We start from the raw sequence: 18,024 nt of genomic DNA on the forward strand, positions 1-18,024 counted from the left end.
CGGCAGCATCGACGCAGGCCGGCGTCGGGCACGCGAGGCGACTCCTGTTAGCGCTAACAGCGCCGTCGGGCGCGCCGCCCCGGCGCGGGCGACCGGTCGGCGGCGCGACGAGCTTCGCCGGGTCGACGACGCCGGTCCCGGAGGCCGACGACCGGGCAGACCCGCCATCCTCCGCGGCACGGCCCGACATGGGCAGGCCGGCCTGCCGGAGACCGCTCCCGGCCGGATCGGCCGCGCCCGCCCGGGCAACGACGGCATGCCGTCGACACCACCACCCCACGGCATGAAGGAGACGTCTGATGTCCACCTGCATACCCGGAGAGCATCCGTCGCGGTCACGGCGCTGGACGCGCTCCGGCGGGCGGACCGTCACCCGGGTCCGAGGCCGCCACGCACCGGCCGGCGGCACCCGGAACGTCCACGCCGGGACGTGGGACGGCAGCCCGGCCGCCGGCGCGCCCCCGATGTTCGGCTACCCCGCCGGCGGCACACCCGAGACGCCGTCCCCGACCCGCGTCAGCCTCTGGACCCGCACGACTTGGAGTGATCATGTCTGAAGTGACCCGAAGGAACGTGCTCAAGGCCGGGGCGGCGGGGGCCGGGGCCGCGCTGGCGCCGGCCGCGTGGAGCGCCGTCGCCCGCGCCGACTCGACGGCGCCCCCGCAGGCGCTGGCCGCCGGCGACATGGCGCTGTGGTACGACGAGGGGGCCGGCACCGACTGGCTGCGCGCGTTGCCCATCGGCAACGGACGCCTCGGCGCCATGGTCTTCGGCAACGTCGACACCGAGCGGCTGCAACTCAACGAGGACACCGTCTGGGCCGGCGGCCCGTACGACTCCGCCAACACCCGGGGCGCGGCCAACCTGGCCGAGATCCGCCGCCGCGTCTTCGCCGACCAGTGGTCCTCGGCCCAGGACCTGATCAACCAGACGATGATGGGCTCGCCGGGCGGCCAGCTCGCCTACCAGACCGTGGGCAACCTCCGGCTCGCCTTCGGCTCGGCCAGCGGCGTGTCGCAGTACAACCGCACCCTCGACCTCACCACCGCCACCGTCACCACCACGTACGTGCTGGGCGGCGTCCGCTACCAGCGCGAGGTGTTCGCCAGCGCCCCCGACCAGGTGATCGTGCTGCGGCTGACCGCCGACCGGGCCAACTCGATCACGTTCACCGCCACCTTCGACAGTCCGCAGCGGACGACCATGTCGAGCCCGGACGCCAACACGATCGCCGTCGACGGCATCTCCGGCAGCATGGAGGGCGTCAACGGGTCGGTGCGCTTCCTCGGCCTGGCCCACGCGATCGCGTCGGGCGGCACGGTCAGCAGCTCCGGCGGCTCGCTGCGGGTCTCCGGGGCGACGAGCGTGACCGTGCTGGTCTCGATCGGCTCCAGCTACGTCAACTACCGCACCGTCAACGGCGACTACCAGGGCATCGCCCGCACCCGGCTGAACGCGGCCAAGGGCGTGGCCATCGACCAGCTGCGCAGCCGCCACGTCGCCGACTACCAGGCGCTGTTCAACCGGGTGACGATCAACCTGGGGCGCACGGCCGCCGCCGACCAGCCCACCGACGTGCGGATCGCCCAGCACGCGAGCACCAACGACCCGCAGTTCGCCGCGCTGCTGTTCCAGTTCGGGCGCTACCTGCTGATCTCGTCCTCCCGGCCGGGCACCCAGCCGGCGAACCTCCAGGGCATCTGGAACGACTCGCTGGCCCCGTCCTGGGACTCGAAGTACACCATCAACGCCAACCTGCCGATGAACTACTGGCCGGCCGACACGACGAACCTGTCCGAGTGCTTCCTGCCGGTCTTCGACATGATCAAGGACCTGACGGTGACCGGCGCGCGCGTCGCCCAGGCCCAGTACGGCGCCGGCGGCTGGGTCACCCACCACAACACCGACGCGTGGCGGGGCGCGTCGGTCGTCGACGGGGCCCTGTGGGGCATGTGGCAGACCGGCGGCGCGTGGCTGGCCACGCTCATCTGGGAGCACTACCTGTTCACCGGCGACCTCGGGTTCCTCCAGGCCAACTACCCGGCGCTGAAGGGCGCCGCGCAGTTCTTCCTCGACACCCTGGTCGCCCACCCGACGCTCGGCTACCTGGTCACGAACCCGTCGAACTCGCCGGAGCTGCCGCACCACTCGAACGTCAGCGTCTGCGCCGGCCCCACGATGGACAACCAGATCCTGCGCGACCTGTTCGACGCGGCGGCCAAGGCCAGCGAGGCGCTCGGCGTCGACACCACCTTCCGGTCCCAGGTGCGTACCGCGAAGGACCGGCTGCCCCCGAGCCGCGTCGGCTCGCGCGGCAACGTCCAGGAGTGGCTCGCCGACTGGGTGGAGACCGAGCGGACCCACCGGCACGTCTCCCACCTGTACGGCCTGCACCCCAGCAACCAGATCACCAAGCGCGGCACCCCGGCCCTGCACGAGGCCGCGCGCAAGACGCTGGAGCTGCGGGGCGACGACGGCACCGGCTGGTCCCTCGCCTGGAAGATCAATTTTTGGGCCCGGCTGGAGGACGCCGCCCGCGCCCACAAGCTGTTCAAGGACCTAGTGCGCACCGACCGGCTCGCGCCGAACATGTTCGACCTGCACCCGCCGTTCCAGATCGACGGCAACTTCGGGGCCACCTCCGGCATCGCCGAGATGCTGCTGCACAGCCACGCCGGGGAGCTGCACGTGCTGCCCGCGCTGCCGACGGCGTGGCCCACCGGGCAGGTCGCGGGCCTGCGCGGCCGGGGCGGCTACACCGTCGGCGTGGCCTGGACCAACAGCCAGATCGACGAGATCGCCATCCGCGCCGACCGCGACGGCACGCTGAAGCTGCGCGCCCGGCTGCTCACCGGCAGCTTCACCCTCGTCGACGTCACCGACGGCAGCACGCCGGCCGTCACCCGGCCGGAGACGGACGTCGTGCAGCTCACCGTCCGCGCCGGCCACACCTACCGGGCGGCGCGGCCCGGCGTCACGCCGTCGCCGACGCTGACCCCCACGCCCACGCCGACCCCCACCCCCACGCCCACCGGGACGCCGACGCCGACGCCGACCCCGCCGCCGACCAGCTCGCCGCCGTCGTCCGGCGCGCGGGCGACGTACGCGGTGACGGGGTCCTGGTCGGGCGGCTTCCAGGGCGAGGTCACCGTCACCGCCGGCGCGACGGCGATCCGGGGCTGGACGGTCTCCTGGACGTTCCCCAACGGCCAGGTCATCAGCCAGATCTGGGGCGGCTCGCACACCCAGAGCGGGGCGAACGTGACCGTGCGCAACGTCGACTACAACGGGGCGCTGGCCGCCGGCGCCTCCACCACGTTCGGCTTCATCGGCACGACGACCGGGACCAACAACCCGCCGACGAACCTCACCTGCACCACCACCTGACCGGAGCGGGGCGCGCTCCCGCGCCGGGCGGCCTTGGGCGCCGCCCGGAGGAGCGCGCCCCGCCCCGCCTACAGTGGCTTGAGGCGGGCCCTGAGCAGGCAGAACTCGTTGCCCTCGGGGTCGGCGAGGACGTGCCAGGACTCCTCGCCGGTCTGGCCGACGTCGGCCCGGCGCGCCCCGAGCGCCAGGAGGCGTTCGAGCTCGGCGTCCTGGTCGCGGTCGGTGGCGTTGACGTCGATGTGCAGCCGGGGCTTCGCCGGCTCCGGCTCGTCGGCCGGGGCGAGGATGATCGTCGGCTGCGGGCCGCCGAACCCCTCGCGCGGCCCGATCTCGATGCTGCCGTCGCCCTCGCGGTCGAGGACCACGTAGTCCAGCACCGCGCACCAGAACCGCGCCAGCGCCTCGGGGTCGCGGCAGCTGAGCACGAGTTCGCTGATCCGACAGGCCATCGACGCCACCTCACCCCTGATGTGGGAACGGTTCCCGCGCTCCCCGAGCGAAGCACACCGGAGACCGCCGGGTCTCGCAGCGCGGCCGGGTCGCCGCCGATCGCGCCGGCCGCCCGCGCCTGCACCGGCAGGTTACCCGACGCGGTGGCCCCGACCAGCCCCGCGAACATCGCAGGCACGGCAGTGGTCGCGCCGCGCGCCGGAAGAGCGACGTGGATCGAGCCCCGCGTGTCCCACGTCACATCGGTGGGGGCGGGCCGGGCCTGAGACAGGTGCGCCCACCCGTCTTCCCCGCTGAGGCACGGGGCAGGCGCGCCAACAGTCCGGACGAGGGGAAACCGATGACGCGCGTGAAGATCTCGGCCGATCGCTTCGGGCGCTGGGCCCTGGTCACCGGGGCCTCGTCCGGCATCGGCCGCGAGTTCGCCCGGCAACTGGCCGCGAACGGCCTCCACGTGGTCCTCGCCGCCCGGGACGGGGGGTCCGCGCCCCACAGCAGGTCGGCGAACTCGGCGATCGTCACCGGCTCACCGGCGCGGGCCAGCAACAGCGCCAGCACCGAACGCTGCTGGGCCGGGCCCAGGTCCACCTCAAGGCCGTCCCGAAGGACCCGCAGGGGCCCGAGCACCTCGAAGCGCAGCACGCCAGATGCCACCGTCCCTGGTGCCGTGCCCCTCACCGCGGGGACCGAGAAGAGATCACCGATGGTACGTCCGCTCCACGTGGCCGGGTTGTCGAAAGGACGCCGGTTCCTGCCCGGTCCTCGCGCCGGGCCCGGCGCTGTTCCTGACCGGCCGGACCCGACCGGGGTGGGTCGCCGGGGGGGGCGGCGGCCGTGCCCGCCCCCGGCGACGGCTCAGAACGCCCGGAAGGAGTGGTACTCGCCGGCCGGGAAGGTGCGCAGGGTGCCCAGCCCCACCGCCGTGCCCGCGCCGGCAGACGCGGCGTGCGCCGGCAGCGCCGTCGCGGCGGTGGCCCCCGCCACGGCGGCCAGGCCGACGGCGATACGAATGATCCGCTTCCTCATGCTGTTGCCTCCTGTGCTCGACCAACTGTCGGTGTTTCTCAGGTCACCATCCGCCGGGACGCGTGCGGTCTCCACCGTCACGCACGGTGATTAACCGACGAAATTGGATGCCGTCGCCGTTGAATCCGGCGGCGTCGCTCACGTGGCACCCACCGACCGGCAGGATCGGGCGTCGGTCCGGGCGGTCTCGTCACAACTGCCGCCCCGACACGTCCCGGGCGACGATGCCGTCCAGCCGCCGGCCGGGAGACAGCGCCTGCGGCGGGAACCAGAAGACCACCACGTCGGGGTCCTCGCTCCACCGGGCCAGCCTCGCGGCGACGGCGCGCCCGTCGACGGTGCCGGTGATCTGCGCGGCGGGCCCCACGAAGTAACCGAACGTGGGCACCGGGTTGGCGGGCGGAAGCCTGGCCGACGGCTCGTACCCGATCTGGTGGAAGCCCGGCCGCCGGTCGCCGCCCGCGATGTCGTTCGCCAGGTGGTCCGGGGTCAGCCGGCCGTCAGGGGCGCGCCGGCCGGCGACGAGCCCCACCGTCACGCCCGGCGCGTCGGGGACGGCGACCGGGGTGAAGTAGAACACCCGCTCGTCGTCGCCGTACCGGATCCCGGTCCGGACGATCTCACCGAGCGCCTGCCTGCTGGGCGGATCCGTGGCGACGGCGCTCCGATCGGTCGACGGGGTCGCCGGTGGGGTCGCCGGCGCGGTCGCGGCCGGCTCCGCCCCCCATGGGGGCGGCTCGGCCCGCCGGAGCGCGACCGTGGTCCCGACGATCGCCGCCACGACGGCGAGCATGACCGCCCCGCTGCGCGCCGCCCGGCGGCGACGCAGCCGACGGCCCTCCCGCATGATCGCCTCGACGTCGAACCGGTCCCCCCGGCCCCGCTCCGTGCTGCGCATGGCCGCGCGGAGGCGGTCTGCCTCGTTCATCGGCTTCCTCCAGGGGGAGTCGGCGCCTCGACCAGGGTCTGCCGCAGCTTCTCCAGGGCGCGGGAACTGGTGCTCTTGACCGTGCCCAGCGAGACCCCGAGCTCGCGGGCGACCTCCTGCTCCGGGAGGTCGAACAGGTAGCGCAGCACCACGATCGCCCGCTCCCGCGCGGTGAGCGTGCCGAGGGCCACCTGGAGGAGCCGCCGGGCGGTCACCTCCTCCGCGACGTCGCCCCGCTGCCGGTGCGGCAACTCGTCGGTGGGCTGCTCCCGGATCGGCCGCCGCCAGTTGTCGATGATGTGGTTGACCATCACCTGTCGCGTGTACGCGTAGGGGTCGTCGCGGCGCACCCGCGCCCACGAGGCGTAGGTGCGGACCAGGGCAGTCTGCGTGGCGTCCTCGGCCTGGTGATGGTCACCGGTCAGCAGGAACGCCGCGTGCGCCAGCCGCCCGGAGGCCGCCTGGACGAACTCGACGAACTCCGGGTCACCTCTGGCCATCGCCGTCCCTCATCTGCCTCACGCCCTCCTCCGACGGGTGACGCCCCGGAAAGGTTGAGCCGTCGGCGGACCAACTTTCGCCGCCGGCCGCCCGTCCCCTCTGCCGCGTGCCCCGACCGGGGCGCCGGCCGAAGGAGGACCATGGTTCCGCACCCGCCCGCCGCGCTCGCCCGCAGGGCTGCCGCCGCGTCGTCGGCCGTGGCGCTGGCGGCCGTGCTGCTGGCCGGCTGCGCGCCCGCCCCCGCCGCGCCGGCCCCGCCGGCCCCCGTGTCCTCCGGGGGCGCGCCGGCCGCCGCCGCGCCCCCCGCGCCGCCGCCCGCCCCGCCCGTCAGCTATCCCGCCGGGGGCGGCAACCGGTGGGACGTCGCCGCCGGCGAGGCGGCCCCGGCAGCGGGGCAGGGCCGGCTGCTGCGCTACCGGGTGGCGGTCGAGCGCGACATCCGGGGCGTCCCCGTGGCGGGCTTCGCCGCCGAGGTCACCCGGATCCTCTCCGACCCGCAGGGCTGGACCGCGGGCGGGACGTGGCGGCTGCGCCGGGTCGGCCCTGGTCAGCGGGCCGACTTCACCGTCCACCTGGCGACCCCGGACACCCGCGACCTGCTCTGCCAGGACGACCCGGACGGCTACACCTCCTGCCGCAACGGCGACCGGGTGGTCCTCAACGTCGCCCGCTGGGTCAAGGGAGCGCCCGGCTTCGGCACGGACCTCGCCCACTACCGTCGGTACCTGGTCAACCACGAGGTCGGCCACCGGCTCGGCATGGGCCACCAGCTGTGCCCCGGCCGGGGCCGCCCCGCGCCGGTGATGCAGCAGCAGACGCTCGGGCTGCACGGCTGCACGCCCAACGGGTGGCCGTACCCGAACGGCAGGCTCCACTCCGGGCCGCCCGGCGCCTACGCCGATCCGATCCCGCCCCGCGACCGGGGTCGGCCGGCGCAGCCGCCGGGTCAGAAGTCCTCGTCGAAGCCCACCGTCCCGGTCACCCCGATCTGGTAGGCCGAGACCCGCCGTTCGAAGAAGTTCGACAGTTCCTGCACGTCCTGCAACTCCATGAACGCGAACGGGTTGCGGCTGTGGTAGATCGGCTCGATGCCGAGCGTGGCCAGCCGCCGGTCGGCCACGTGCTGGAGATACTCGCGCATGTCGGCCAGCGACAGCCCGGACACCCCCTGCTCCAGCAGGTCGGCGGCGAACTGCACCTCGCACTCCACGGCCTCGGTCAGCATCAGCCGCACCTGCCGCGCCAGCTCCGCGTCGAACAGCTCCGGCTCCTCGGCGCGCACGGTGTCCACCACGTCGAAGGCGAACGCCATGTGCATCGACTCGTCGCGGAACACCCAGTTGGTGCCGGAGGCCAGCCCGTGCAGCAGCCCCCGGGAACGCAGGAAGTACACGTAGGCGAACGCGCCGTAGAAGAACAGCCCCTCGATGCAGGCGGCGAAGCAGATGAGGTTGAGCAGGAACGCCCGCCGGTCGTCCCGCGTCCGCAGCTCCCGCAGCGCGTGGATCGAGTTGATCCACTTGTAGCAGAACTCGGCCTTGCGGGCGATCGACGGGATGTTCTCCACCGCCGCGAACGCGGCGAACCGTTCCCGCTCGTCGGGCACGTAGGTGTCCAGCAGGTTCAGGTAGAACTGGACGTGCACCGCCTCCTCGAACAACTGCCGGGACAGGTAGAGCCGGCCCTCCGGGGAGTTGACGTGCTGGTAGAGGTTGAGCACGAGGTTGTTGGCGACGATGGTGTCGCCGGTGGCGAAGAACGCGACCAGCCGGGACACCAGGTGCTGCTCCGCCGGGGAGAGCCGGGCGAGGTCGGCGAGGTCGGAGTGCAGGTCGACCTCCTCGACGGTCCAGGTGTTCCTGATCGCGTCCTTGAACCGGTCGAAGAACCGCGGGTAGCGCATCGGCCGCAGGGTCAGGTCCATCCCGGGGTCGAGCAGCAGGGACCGCTCGCCGGCGGGGTGGGATTCGGAAACGGTGGTCACTGGCACGCCTCGCAGCTCTCGGGGTTCTCCAGGGAGCAGGCCAGCGCCTCGTCGGCGCTCACCGCGACGACCGGCCCGGTGGCCGGGGCGACCGCGACGGTGGCCTGCTGGATCCGGGTCGCGGGACGCGACCGCAGGTAGTAGGTGGTCTTCAGCCCGGACTTCCAGGCGTACAGGTACATCGAGGAGAGCTTGCCGATGGTCGGCGCGCTCAGGAACAGGTTGAGCGACTGCGACTGGTCGACGTACGGGGCGCGGGCGGCGGCCAGGTCGATCAGCGCACGCTGCGGCAGCTCCCACGCCGTGCGGAACAGGCTCCGCACCGCCTCGGGCAGCTCGGTGACGCCCTGCACCGAGCCCTCGTCGCGCTTGATCCGCTCGCGGACCGCCGGGGTCCACAGCCCGCGCTCCTTCAGCTCACGGACCAGGTACGTGTTGACCTGGAGGAACTCGCCGGACATGGTCTCGCGCTTGAACAGGTTGGACACCTGCGGCTCGATGCACTCGTAGCAGCCGGCGATCGAGGCGATGGTGGCGGTCGGCGCGATCGCGACCAGCAGCGAGTTGCGCAGGCCGTGCGCGGCGATCCGCGCGCGCAGCGCGGCCCACCGCGCCGTCTGGGTGACCCGCGCGCCCCACAGGTCCGGGTGCAGCTCGCCGCGGGCGGCCCGGGTCTGGGCGTACGCCGGGTGCGGGCCGAACCGTTCGGCGAGCCCGGCGGAGGTCTCCAGGGCGGTCAGCAGGATCTCCTCCTGCACCCGGGTCGACAGCTCGCGGGCCTCGGGCGAGTCGAACGGCAGGCGCAGGATGAACAGCGCGTCCTGCCAGCCCATCAGCCCGAGCCCGACCGGCCGCCAGCGCGGGTTCGACGCCGCCGCCTGCGCCGCCGGGTAGTAGTTGATGTCGATGACCCGGTCGAGGAACACCACCGCCGTGCGGACCGTCGCGCGCAGCCGGTCCCAGTCGACGCCGTCGGCCCCGACGTGCGCGCCCAGGTTGACCGAGCCGAGGTTGCACACGGCCGTCTCGGCGTCGTCGTTGACCTCCAGGATCTCGGTGCACAGGTTCGACAGGTGGATCACGTTGCCCGGCTCGCCGGTCTGGTTGGACAGCCGGTTGGACGCGTCCTTGAACGTCATCCACCCGTTGCCGGTCTGCGCGAGCGTGCGCATCATCCGCCCGTACAGGTCTCGGGCCTTCACGGTGCGGACGGCCTTCTTCTCCGCCGCCCGGTACGCGGAGTCGAACGCCTCGCCGTAGAGGTCGGGCAGCTCGGGGGCGTCGGACGGGTCGATCAGCGACCAGTCGCCGTCGGCCTCGACCCGGCGCATGAACTCGTCCGGGATCCAGTTGGCCAGGTTCAGGTTGTGGGTGCGCCGGGACTCCTCGCCGGTGTTGTCCCGCAGCTCCAGGAACTCCTCGACGTCCGGGTGCCACGGTTCCAGGTAGACGCAGGCCGCGCCCTTGCGCCGGCCGCCCTGGTTGACCGCCGCCACCCCGGCGTCGAGGGTCTTGAGGAACGGCACGATCCCGTTCGACCTGCCGTTGGTGCCCCGGATCAGCGCGCCGCGGCCCCGCACCCGCGACCAGGAGATGCCGATGCCGCCGGAGAACTTCGACAGCTTCGCGACCTGGTGGTAGCGCTCGTAGATCGAGTCGAGTTCGTCGCGCGGCGAGTCGACCAGGAAGCACGACGACATCTGGGTGTGCCGGGTGCCGGAGTTGAACAGCGTCGGCGAGCTGGGCAGGTACGCCAGGCTGGACATCAGCCGGTAGAAGGCGACCGCCTCCCCCGGCGTCTGCGACAGGCCGCAGGCCACCCGCAGCAGCCAGTACTGCGGCGTCTCCACCACCAGCCGGGTCTGCGGGTGCCGCAGCAGGTAGCGGTCGGCGACGGTGCGCAGGCCGAAGTACTCGAACCGCAGGTCACCGGCCGGGTCGACGGCGTCGTCCAGCTCGCGGGCGTGGGCGGCCACGAACGCGGCCGTGTCGTCGCCGATCAGGCCGAGGCCGTGGGCGTACCGGATGGACTGGCTGAAGCTGTCCACCTGCTGCCCGCGGACCTCCTCGGCCACGTACGCGGCCAGCAGCCGCGCCGCCAGCTTCGAGTACTGCGGCTCCTCGCCGATCAGCTCCGCCGCCGTCTGGATCGACAGCTTGTCCAGCTCGGCGGTGGTCGCCCCGTCGTACAGGCCGCTGATCGTCCTCGTCGCCACCCGCAACGGATCGACCTCGTCCAGGTCGGCGACCCAGCGCTGCACCGCCTCGACGATCTTGTTGACGTCCACCGGCTCGGTGTCGCCGTCCCGCTTCCGGACCTGCATGACGTGCCGGCGTTGCCCCGGCCCCGCCAGCTCCCGCGTCGCGCCCATGTTCGCCCTCCTCAAGCCCGTGCCCGAGGTCGAGGGCGCGCGGGAGGACGCCGCCGGGCACCCGCGACGGCGCGCTTCGCCGCCGCTGCCCGGCTGATGGCGTCGGCCGTCCCACGCGGCCTTCGACCGCCGCACGCGACGCGTGCGGCACGCTGGCAGGTCTTCGGACTCGCGGGCGTCGTGCTCGGTGCCTACTGGCCGTCGCTTCCCAGGCCCGGCCGGACCCAGTGCTTCGTTGACGGCGGTCGTTCCCACTCACCGCTGCGGGGCAGCCCCGGATTCGCACCGGGTTCCCTCTTGCCTCGACCACCGTGGAGCGGCGGCCGAACCAGCTACGGGTGACACCATATATGGGCGCAAGGCGAAGATGGCAACACCAGATGATGTGTCGGGCGAGTCGCCGCGCAGCGTGACCCCACCACCGCGACGGGTGAGCGGAACGCCGGAACCGCGGGCGGCCGGCAGGGCGAGATGCAGTCGGATGACAGACGCCGCGCGCCGCCGGCCGCACGAGACTGACCGGCGAGCCGTCGCGGCGGGGCCCGCCCCGGCTCGTCACCATCCCGACCCCTCGACCGAGAGGACCACCCATGTCCGAGGAGAACAAGCGGATCGTCCGCGACTACTTCCAGGAGCTCGACCGCGGCCGGACGACCCCGCTGCACCTGTGCACCGACGACTACCGGTTCCACCCGGCCGGGCTGCCGCCGATGGACCGGCAGGGGGTGAAGGAGTTCGGTGACGCGTTCTTCGCCGGCATGCCCGACCTGCGCCACCCCCTCGTCGAGCTGATCGCCGACGGGGACCTCGTGGCGCTGCGCTGCCGGTACGAGGGCACCCACGACGGGGAGCTCATGGGCGTGCCCGCCAGCGGGCGGCGGGTCTCGGCGGTCGGCATCGGCGTCATGCGCGTCGAGGCCGGCAAGATCGCGGAGTTCTGGGTGTCGCCCGACCGGCTGACCATCATGCAGCAGATCGGCGCCCTCCCGTCGTAGCCGGACCCCAGCCGCCGGGGCGGCGCGCAGTTCGCCCGCCCCGGCGGCGGTGCGGCCCGAACGCCACCGGGCCGCCGCGCGCGTCGCGGTGACCGACGAGCGGCGGCGGCCGATCTCGGCACCGAGCTAATGGCACAGGCCGGTGCCGACCTCGTTGAAGGTCTGGCCGGCGACGGGCACGAATCGCCAGCGGTACTCGCCGGGGAACAGGGTCAGGCGGAGTACGCCGTGGACGGAGCCGTTGCGGACCTCGCTGTTGGGGGCGACAGTCGGGAAGTCCGGTTGGAGTGACCGGCCGCCGGTGCCGACGATGAACTGCCGTACGCCCCGGTCCGGGTCGGCGGCACCGGTCGGCTTTTGTGGGGCGAAGCGTTCGTACTGATGGTTGTGGGCGTTGAGCAGGAGCTCCACTCCGGCGTCGTAGAGGGCCTGGAACAGGGGCCGGTAGGCGGCGTTGCCGCGGCCGCCGGAGGCGAACAGCGGCTGGTGCCAGTAGGCGACCGTGCACCGTGCCGGGCTGTTGGCCAGGTCGGCGCGCAGCCACTGTTCCTGTGGTGATCCGGCGTGGCAGCCGCCCACCTGGGCGCAGTTGCCGTTCAGGACGACCACGTGCCACTGGCCGCCGGCCAGGTCGTAGGAGTACCAGCCCTTGTCCGGTGGTCCGGCGGCGGCTCCGAAGTAGCCGAAGTAGCCGGCGGCGTTGGGGGTGAGGTACTCGTGGTTGCCCGCGGCGGGGCGGGTGCGTGCCTTGTGTCGTCCCCAGCTGGGGGCGTAGCAGGCGGCGTACTCCTCGGGGGCGCCCTTCTCGTAGGCGGTGTCACCGATCGCGGCGATGACGCCGACTTCGGCGTCGAGGACCCGGGCGGTCTGCTCGTCGCGGTCGGAGCGGCAGTCGGCGATGTCTCCGGCAGCGAGGAGCACGGTGTCGTCGGTGCCGGGTACCCCCGTGTAGACGAGCAGCGCGGGGCCGGCCTTGTTGTTCTCGCGGCTGTGGTAGTACGCGCCGTCGGTGTTGGTGGAGAAGATGCCGAAGCTGACCACCCCGTCGCCCCGGATCGCGTCGGTGACGTTGATGTCGTGGACGGTGTCGGGCTTCACCCGCTCGATCGCCGCGAGCGAGGGGCCGGTCGGCGCCGGGCGGTTGGCGTAGGTCAGCGCGGTCTCCGACCACGAGCTGCCCACCAGGAACACGTGGCCGCCGTCGCTGCTGCCCGCGTTGCTGGTGTCCAGGGTCTGCATCCGTAGCACGGCGTGCAGGACCGGCTCGGTAAGACCGGTGACCGCGAAGGTCAGATAGGAGATCCGGTCCGGGCTGCCGGCGACGGCGAGCTGCCGTTGACTGTTGTAGTTGGTGTTCGGGGAGCTGGCGTTGGCGTAGGTGTCCCGAGTGGCGGGATAGACGTGGGTGGTGACCGCCAGGGCGGGGGGCGGTGCCACCAGGGTCGCCGCCAGCACGACGGCCGCGAGCGCCAGTGCGCGGAAGCATCTCATGAGTCATTGCAGCGCGACCGGCGTCAATCTGTCGTCAACGGCTGACACGGCGCAGTGCAGAGCGGCGGCCGGATCGGGGAGTCGAATGACAGATGTGACTCCCCCGGCCACCGCACAGCATTGGTGCGGCAACCATCCGAACGGGCGACAGGAGCCTTCACGCCATGCAGACGATCCTCATCACCGGTGCCTCCTCCGGATACGGGCGGGAGACCGCCCGGCACTTCCTTGCGCAGGGGTGGAACGTCATCGCCACCATGCGGACGCCGCGCGCGGACGGCCTGCCCGAGTCGGACCGGCTCCGCGTCCTGGAGCTCGATGTGACCAGGCCCGACACGATCACCGCCGCGTTCGCCGCGGCGGGGCCCGTCGACGCCCTGGTCAACAACGCCGGCGTCGGGCTGATCGGCGTCTTCGAGGGCACGCCCATGGCCCGGGTCCGGGAGATCTTCGAGACCAACACCTTCGGGGTGATGGCGACCACCCAGGCGGTGCTGCCGCAGTTCCGCGAGCGCGGGTCCGGGGTGGTGGTCAACGTGACCTCCAGCGTGGTGCTCGGCCACATGCCGCTCTCGGCCGTCTACAAGGCCAGCAAGATGGCCATCGAGGGGTTCACCGCGTCCCTCGCCCTGGAGCTCGCCGAGTTCGGCGTGCGGGCCAGGACCGTCGAGCCGGGGGCCTGCCTGACGACGAACTTCGCCGCCGGGGCGACGAACAACATCGACCTCACCGCCTCGCTGGAGGGACTGGTCCCGGCGCCCTACGAGCCCTTCGCGAAGAGGACGCTCGGCGGCTTCGTCAACCAGGACCTGTTCACCCGGGAGAGCGACGTCGCCGAGACGGTGTGGCGGGCCGTCCACGACACCACCGGCCAGCTGCGCTTCCCCGCCGGCCCCGACGCCCTCTGGCTCGACCAGGCGAGGTGATCGACCGGACCGCGCCGTGCGGCGCGGTCCGGCGGTCCGGCCCCGCGCGTGCGCGGCCGGACCGCCGCCCCACATCGTCACAAACACGTCAGCCGGCGTTCCTAACGTCATTCCCGGCAGCCGTGCCGACCGAGTGATTGGACCGCCCTGTGACCTGCCTGGCCAACGACAACGACACCCGCATCCGTGAGCTGCTCGCCGCGCACGGCACGCCGCTGACCCGGTTCGTCCACGGCCTGACCAACAGCAACCGGCAGACCGCCGAGGACGTCATCCAGGAGACCCTGCTGCGGGCGTGGCGACACCTCGACTCGCTGCCGCCCGACAGCGACGGCCGAAGCCGACGTTGGCTGTTCACCGTCGCCCGGCGACTGGTCATCGACGAGGCCCGGCGACGGCAGGCCAGCCCGGTCGAGGTGGCCACGCAGACGGACCAGGAGTTCGGCGCGACCGGCGACGACACCGCCGACACCGCGATCGCGAACCAGGCGTTGCGGGAGGCGGTCAGCCGGCTCAGCGCAGACCACCGCCGCGTGCTGCACGAGGTCTACTTCCGTGACCGGACGGCCCACGAGGTCGCCGCCGACCTGGATGTCCCGGTCGGCACCGTGCGCTCCCGCGTCTACTACGCGCTCCGCGCCCTCCGCGCCGCGGTGACCGAAGGCTGACGGGCACGGTCGGCGCTGGCCACCCCCGGCAGCGGCGGCACGGACGACGGGCCGGCCCGCAGGGTGCGCGGGCCGGCCCGGATCCGGGTGGCGGGCGGCTAGGAGGTCTTCAGGCTCCACCGCTGGTTCGCGCCGCCGTTGCACGACCACAGGACGATCTTCGTGCCGTTGGCGGTGGCGGCGCCGCTGGCATCCAGGCAGAGCCCCGACGCGACCCCGGTGATGGTGCCGTCGGCGTTGACGTTCCACTGCTGGTTGCTGCCGCCGTTGCAGTCCCAGATCACGACCGTGGTGCCGTTGCTGGTCCCCTGGCCGTAGGCGTCCAGGCACTTGTTGCCGTACACCTGGAGCTGCCGGCTCGACGTGTAGGTCCACCGCTGGTTGCTGCCGCCGCCGCAGTCGAAGAGCTGCACCTGGGTGCCGTTGGTCGTCGTCGAGTTCGGCACGTCCACGCAGCGGTTGGACTGCGCGCCGACGATGGTGCCCTGCTGGCCGTTGCCGCCGTTGGCCGGGGGCGGCGGCGCGACCACGGCCGGCGCGGCCGACACGACGGTGGCCCGGTCCAGCGCGACGGGGCCGTTGCCGACGACCCGTACCCGCACGACGTGCTGCCCCTGGGTGAGGGTGCCGCTGTTGAACAGCGCCACGTTGCCGCGGCGGGCGGACGCCTGGAAGCTGACCGTCTGCTCCGGACCGCCGTCGACCGAGACGGCGGCCGAGCCGTGCGACGGGTCCTGCACCCCGAACAGCACCACGCGGTTGCCGGTGACGGTGAGGGTGGCCGTGTCGCCGGCGGTGCCGCTGCGGGTGTAGTCCTTGCTGAAGGTCTGGTTGTCCCCGACGGCCTGCCAGCCGCCCGCGTAGACGAAGCTCTGCCGGTCGTTGACGTCGACCGGGAAGCCGAACGTGTACGCTCCGGCCGGCACGATCGGGTCGGTGAACGCCGTCGTGTTCACGGTGACGTTCGCCGACGTCAGGCCCGGCGCGGACGCCGTCAGCGTCACCGCGCCGGTCTGGCCCAGCGCGCTCTTGACGTACACCGCGCCGGTGCCGGCCTCCAGGGCCAGCGGGCTCTCCCCCACGACCGCCCCGGGCCCGGTGACGCTGAACGACACGGGGGCGCTGTTGGTGGGCACCACCTGGTTGTTGCTGTCCAGGGCCCGGACCACGACGCGGGTCATGTCGCCGCCGTCGGCCTTGATCGCGGAGTCGTCGGCCGTCAGCGTCAGCCGGGTCGCCGCGCCCGGGGTGTGCCGGGTGTCGGTGGCCACGACCTGCCCGCCGATCCAGCAGTCGGCCCGCAGTTGCCCGCTGCTCACGGTGATTCCGGTGAACTGGAACATCGGGTGCGGCAGGCTCGTGTACGCGTTGGGGTTGATGCGTCCGCGGGACGCCCCGTTGACGAACAGCTCGACCTGCTGGCAGTTGCCGCCGACGTAGACGGTGCCGCTGGACACACCGGGCGTCCACTGGCTGGCGATCGACACGTACGGCCCGTACAGCGCCGGGTCGCGCTGCGAGGCGTACGCGGCGGCGGCGATCTTCGGGATCCGGAAGATGTCCGAGACGCCGTGGTAGCAGGTGTAGTCCTGGCACGACGGCGGGGTGACGAACGTGGTGTTGTAGTCGAAGGCCGCCCAGCCCAGCGCGCCGGCCATGTTCGACCTGCCGGCGGCGGTGTTCTGCACGTTCAGGTGCACCCGCATCGTGTTGACCTGCGTCTGCTCCGGGTCCCACGACTTGTGCGGGGAGGTGTGCCCGACCGCCTCGGTGACCAGCCAGGGCAGCACGGTCGGCGCCTCGGCGGTGCCGGAGAAGTCGTTGTAGGTGTAGACGTCCTCCAGCAGCTCGCTGCCCTTGAAGTTGCGCACGCCGCCGGTGGGACGCGACGGGTCGAGCTGCCGGGCCAGGTTGTTGGTGCGGGTGTAGAAGTTGTGGTTGTCGCCGGACTCGTTGATCCGCACCCCCCACAGCACGACCGACGGGTGGTTGCGGTCGCGCATCACCATCTCGCGGACGTTCTCCACCGCGATGTCCTGCCAGGCGGTGTTGCCGATGTGCTGCCAGCCGGGGATCTCCTCCATGACCAGCAGGCCGATCTCGTCGGCGCGGTCGAGGAACTCCGGGTCCTGCGGGTAGTGCGAGGTCCGCACGATGTTCGCGCCGAGCTCGTACTTGATGATGTCGGCGTCCTTGGCCTGGAGCCGGTTGGGCGCGGCCCGGCCGATGTAGGGGTAGGACTCGTGCCGGTTGAGCCCGCGCAGCTTGAGCGCCTGGCCGTTGATGTAGAACTTGCCGTCGCTCTTGTTGAACTGGATGCTCCGGATGCCGATCCGGGTCTTGTGCTCGTCCACGTAGGTGGAGCCGTCGCGCACCTGCGTGTAGACGGTGTAGAGGTACGGGCGGTCCGGGTGCCAGGCGGTGGGGTTGGCGATCGTGCTGGTGTTGTAGGCGAACTCGACGGCCGACTGCGCCCCGATGGTCTGGGTGGCCGTGCCGGTGGCCACGACGTTGTTGGTGGCGTCGACGACCTGGGTGACGACGGTGACCGAGCGGGACTGTGCGCTGTCGTTGCGCACCCGGGTCCGCGCGTTGACCGTGTTGGTGTTCGGCGTGGTGAGGTACGTCCAGTCCACGCGCACCGGGTCGGTGACGATCATGTTGACGTCGCGGACGATCCCGCCCCAGACGTAGTAGTCGATCGCGCCGCCCTCCGGCGGGATGTCGCTGCGGGTCATGGAGTCGACCTTCACCGCGATCACGTTGTCGGCGCCGCCGATGTTGAGGTACGGCGTGATGTCGTACGTGAAGGAGGTGTAGGCGCCCTTGTGCTGGCCGACGAAGGTGCCGTTGACGTAGACGTCGGCGACCTTCGCGACGCCCTGGAACTCGACGGCGATCCGGCGGCCGGAGTACTGGGCGGGCAGCGTGAAGTGGCGGCGGTACCACGAGGCGGGCGCCTCGAAGTCGCCCTTGGGGAAGCCCTTGTGCGGATGGGTCCGGAAGTAGGGCAGCGTCACGGGGACGAAGCCGCTCTCGTCCAGCCCCACGGCCTGCCCGGCGCCGCCGGGCACGTCGCCGGAGAACAGCCAGTGGGTGTTGAAGTTGAGCACGGACCGGTTGGACCCCTGCGGAACGTAGGGGGCGGCGGACGCCGGTCCCGGCGGCCCGATCAGCACGAGCGCGGCGGCGGTGACCAGCGCCGTGAGGGCAGCGGCTAGCTTTCGCATTGTCCTCCCCATTTCTCGGGAATGCGGGTGGAAGAACCGGGCCGTCCGGTGCAGGCAGGGCTGCTG

General features: G+C 72.5%; 13 protein-coding genes, 1 pseudogene and 1 riboswitch. Of the genes and pseudogenes, 6 read left to right on the top strand and 8 right to left on the bottom strand.

Features of this window, described 5'->3' with window-relative positions:
• Positions 1 to 549 precede the first annotated feature (549 nt).
• The gene (locus tag O7628_RS31390) at positions 550 to 3,387 is read left to right on the top strand and encodes a glycoside hydrolase N-terminal domain-containing protein (RefSeq protein WP_278135960.1); all 2,838 of its coding nucleotides are present in this window, start codon (positions 550 to 552) and stop codon (positions 3,385 to 3,387) included.
• Between the two features lie 68 nt (positions 3,388 to 3,455).
• On the opposite strand, the gene O7628_RS31395 is transcribed toward O7628_RS31390, so the two are convergent.
• Positions 3,456 to 3,836, bottom strand: a complete 381-nt coding sequence (locus O7628_RS31395; RefSeq protein ID WP_178064996.1) for a VOC family protein — start codon at positions 3,834 to 3,836, stop codon at positions 3,456 to 3,458.
• 341 nt (positions 3,837 to 4,177) lie between these two features.
• On the opposite strand from O7628_RS31395, the pseudogene O7628_RS31400 reads away from it, so the two are divergent.
• Positions 4,178 to 4,312, top strand: a pseudogene (locus O7628_RS31400) (SDR family NAD(P)-dependent oxidoreductase); the annotation flags it as partial.
• A 380-nt stretch (positions 4,313 to 4,692) separates the two neighbouring features.
• Here the strand turns inward: O7628_RS31400 and O7628_RS31405 are convergent.
• The 3 genes from O7628_RS31405 to O7628_RS31415 form a co-directional block, all read right to left on the bottom strand.
• On the bottom strand, positions 4,693 to 4,863 hold the full coding sequence (locus O7628_RS31405) for a hypothetical protein (RefSeq protein WP_278136466.1): 171 nt from the start codon (positions 4,861 to 4,863) through the stop codon (positions 4,693 to 4,695).
• A gap of 190 nt (positions 4,864 to 5,053) precedes the next feature.
• Positions 5,054 to 5,791, bottom strand: coding sequence for a hypothetical protein (locus O7628_RS31410; protein ID WP_278135961.1), 738 nt, complete (start codon positions 5,789 to 5,791; stop codon positions 5,054 to 5,056).
• The gene (locus tag O7628_RS31415) at positions 5,788 to 6,291 is read right to left on the bottom strand and encodes a SigE family RNA polymerase sigma factor (protein WP_278135962.1); all 504 of its coding nucleotides are present in this window, start codon (positions 6,289 to 6,291) and stop codon (positions 5,788 to 5,790) included. Before O7628_RS31415 ends, O7628_RS31410 begins: the two co-directional genes overlap by 4 nt.
• A gap of 141 nt (positions 6,292 to 6,432) precedes the next feature.
• Between O7628_RS31415 and O7628_RS31420 the strand changes: the two genes are divergently transcribed.
• Entirely contained in the window at positions 6,433 to 7,287 is an 855-nt protein-coding gene (locus O7628_RS31420) for a DUF3152 domain-containing protein (protein WP_278135963.1), read from the top strand.
• On the opposite strand, the gene O7628_RS31425 is transcribed toward O7628_RS31420, so the two are convergent.
• Complete coding sequence (locus tag O7628_RS31425) at positions 7,239 to 8,216, bottom strand: ribonucleotide-diphosphate reductase subunit beta (RefSeq protein WP_278136451.1); 978 nt, start codon at positions 8,214 to 8,216, stop codon at positions 7,239 to 7,241. The genes O7628_RS31420 and O7628_RS31425 overlap by 49 nt on opposite strands.
• Before the next feature lie 56 nt (positions 8,217 to 8,272).
• The gene (locus tag O7628_RS31430) at positions 8,273 to 10,648 is read right to left on the bottom strand and encodes a ribonucleoside-diphosphate reductase subunit alpha (protein ID WP_278135964.1); all 2,376 of its coding nucleotides are present in this window, start codon (positions 10,646 to 10,648) and stop codon (positions 8,273 to 8,275) included.
• A gap of 136 nt (positions 10,649 to 10,784) precedes the next feature.
• A riboswitch (cobalamin riboswitch) is annotated at positions 10,785 to 10,996 on the bottom strand.
• Between the two features lie 242 nt (positions 10,997 to 11,238).
• On the opposite strand from O7628_RS31430, the gene O7628_RS31435 reads away from it, so the two are divergent.
• Positions 11,239 to 11,643, top strand: a complete 405-nt coding sequence (locus O7628_RS31435) for an ester cyclase (protein ID WP_278135965.1) — start codon at positions 11,239 to 11,241, stop codon at positions 11,641 to 11,643.
• Positions 11,644 to 11,769: 126 nt separating this feature from the next.
• Here O7628_RS31435 and O7628_RS31440 read toward each other — a convergent pair whose 3' ends face one another.
• The gene (locus O7628_RS31440; RefSeq protein ID WP_278135966.1) at positions 11,770 to 13,134 is read right to left on the bottom strand and encodes a DNRLRE domain-containing protein; all 1,365 of its coding nucleotides are present in this window, start codon (positions 13,132 to 13,134) and stop codon (positions 11,770 to 11,772) included.
• Positions 13,135 to 13,298: 164 nt separating this feature from the next.
• Between O7628_RS31440 and O7628_RS31445 the strand changes: the two genes are divergently transcribed.
• Positions 13,299 to 14,060, top strand: coding sequence for an SDR family oxidoreductase (locus O7628_RS31445; RefSeq protein ID WP_278135967.1), 762 nt, complete (start codon positions 13,299 to 13,301; stop codon positions 14,058 to 14,060).
• A 149-nt stretch (positions 14,061 to 14,209) separates the two neighbouring features.
• Positions 14,210 to 14,728 (top strand): sigma-70 family RNA polymerase sigma factor, encoded by a 519-nt coding sequence (locus O7628_RS31450; protein ID WP_278135968.1) that lies wholly within the window; start codon positions 14,210 to 14,212, stop codon positions 14,726 to 14,728.
• 98 nt (positions 14,729 to 14,826) lie between these two features.
• Here O7628_RS31450 and O7628_RS31455 read toward each other — a convergent pair whose 3' ends face one another.
• Positions 14,827 to 17,958, bottom strand: a complete 3,132-nt coding sequence (locus O7628_RS31455) for a glycoside hydrolase family 2 TIM barrel-domain containing protein (protein ID WP_278135969.1) — start codon at positions 17,956 to 17,958, stop codon at positions 14,827 to 14,829.
• Positions 17,959 to 18,024: the final 66 nt, after the last annotated feature.

The organism is Micromonospora sp. WMMD956, assembly GCF_029626125.1.
Taxonomy (GTDB): Bacteria; Actinomycetota; Actinomycetes; order Mycobacteriales; family Micromonosporaceae; genus Micromonospora; species Micromonospora carbonacea.

Excerpts from the sequence above, each read along its gene's own strand:
- O7628_RS31390 (WP_278135960.1), top strand. The coding sequence starts at position 550 with ATGTCTGAAGTGACCCGAAGGAACGTGCTCAAGGCCGGGGCGGCGGGG.
- O7628_RS31395 (WP_178064996.1), bottom strand. The coding sequence starts at position 3,836 with ATGGCCTGTCGGATCAGCGAACTCGTGCTCAGCTGCCGCGACCCCGAG.
- O7628_RS31405 (WP_278136466.1), bottom strand. The coding sequence starts at position 4,863 with ATGAGGAAGCGGATCATTCGTATCGCCGTCGGCCTGGCCGCCGTGGCG.
- O7628_RS31410 (WP_278135961.1), bottom strand. The coding sequence starts at position 5,791 with ATGAACGAGGCAGACCGCCTCCGCGCGGCCATGCGCAGCACGGAGCGG.
- O7628_RS31415 (WP_278135962.1), bottom strand. The coding sequence starts at position 6,291 with ATGGCCAGAGGTGACCCGGAGTTCGTCGAGTTCGTCCAGGCGGCCTCC.
- O7628_RS31420 (WP_278135963.1), top strand. The coding sequence starts at position 6,433 with ATGGTTCCGCACCCGCCCGCCGCGCTCGCCCGCAGGGCTGCCGCCGCG.
- O7628_RS31425 (WP_278136451.1), bottom strand. The coding sequence starts at position 8,216 with ATGGACCTGACCCTGCGGCCGATGCGCTACCCGCGGTTCTTCGACCGG.
- O7628_RS31430 (WP_278135964.1), bottom strand. The coding sequence starts at position 10,648 with ATGGGCGCGACGCGGGAGCTGGCGGGGCCGGGGCAACGCCGGCACGTC.
- O7628_RS31435 (WP_278135965.1), top strand. The coding sequence starts at position 11,239 with ATGTCCGAGGAGAACAAGCGGATCGTCCGCGACTACTTCCAGGAGCTC.
- O7628_RS31440 (WP_278135966.1), bottom strand. The coding sequence starts at position 13,134 with ATGAGATGCTTCCGCGCACTGGCGCTCGCGGCCGTCGTGCTGGCGGCG.
- O7628_RS31445 (WP_278135967.1), top strand. The coding sequence starts at position 13,299 with ATGCAGACGATCCTCATCACCGGTGCCTCCTCCGGATACGGGCGGGAG.
- O7628_RS31455 (WP_278135969.1), bottom strand. The coding sequence starts at position 17,958 with ATGCGAAAGCTAGCCGCTGCCCTCACGGCGCTGGTCACCGCCGCCGCG.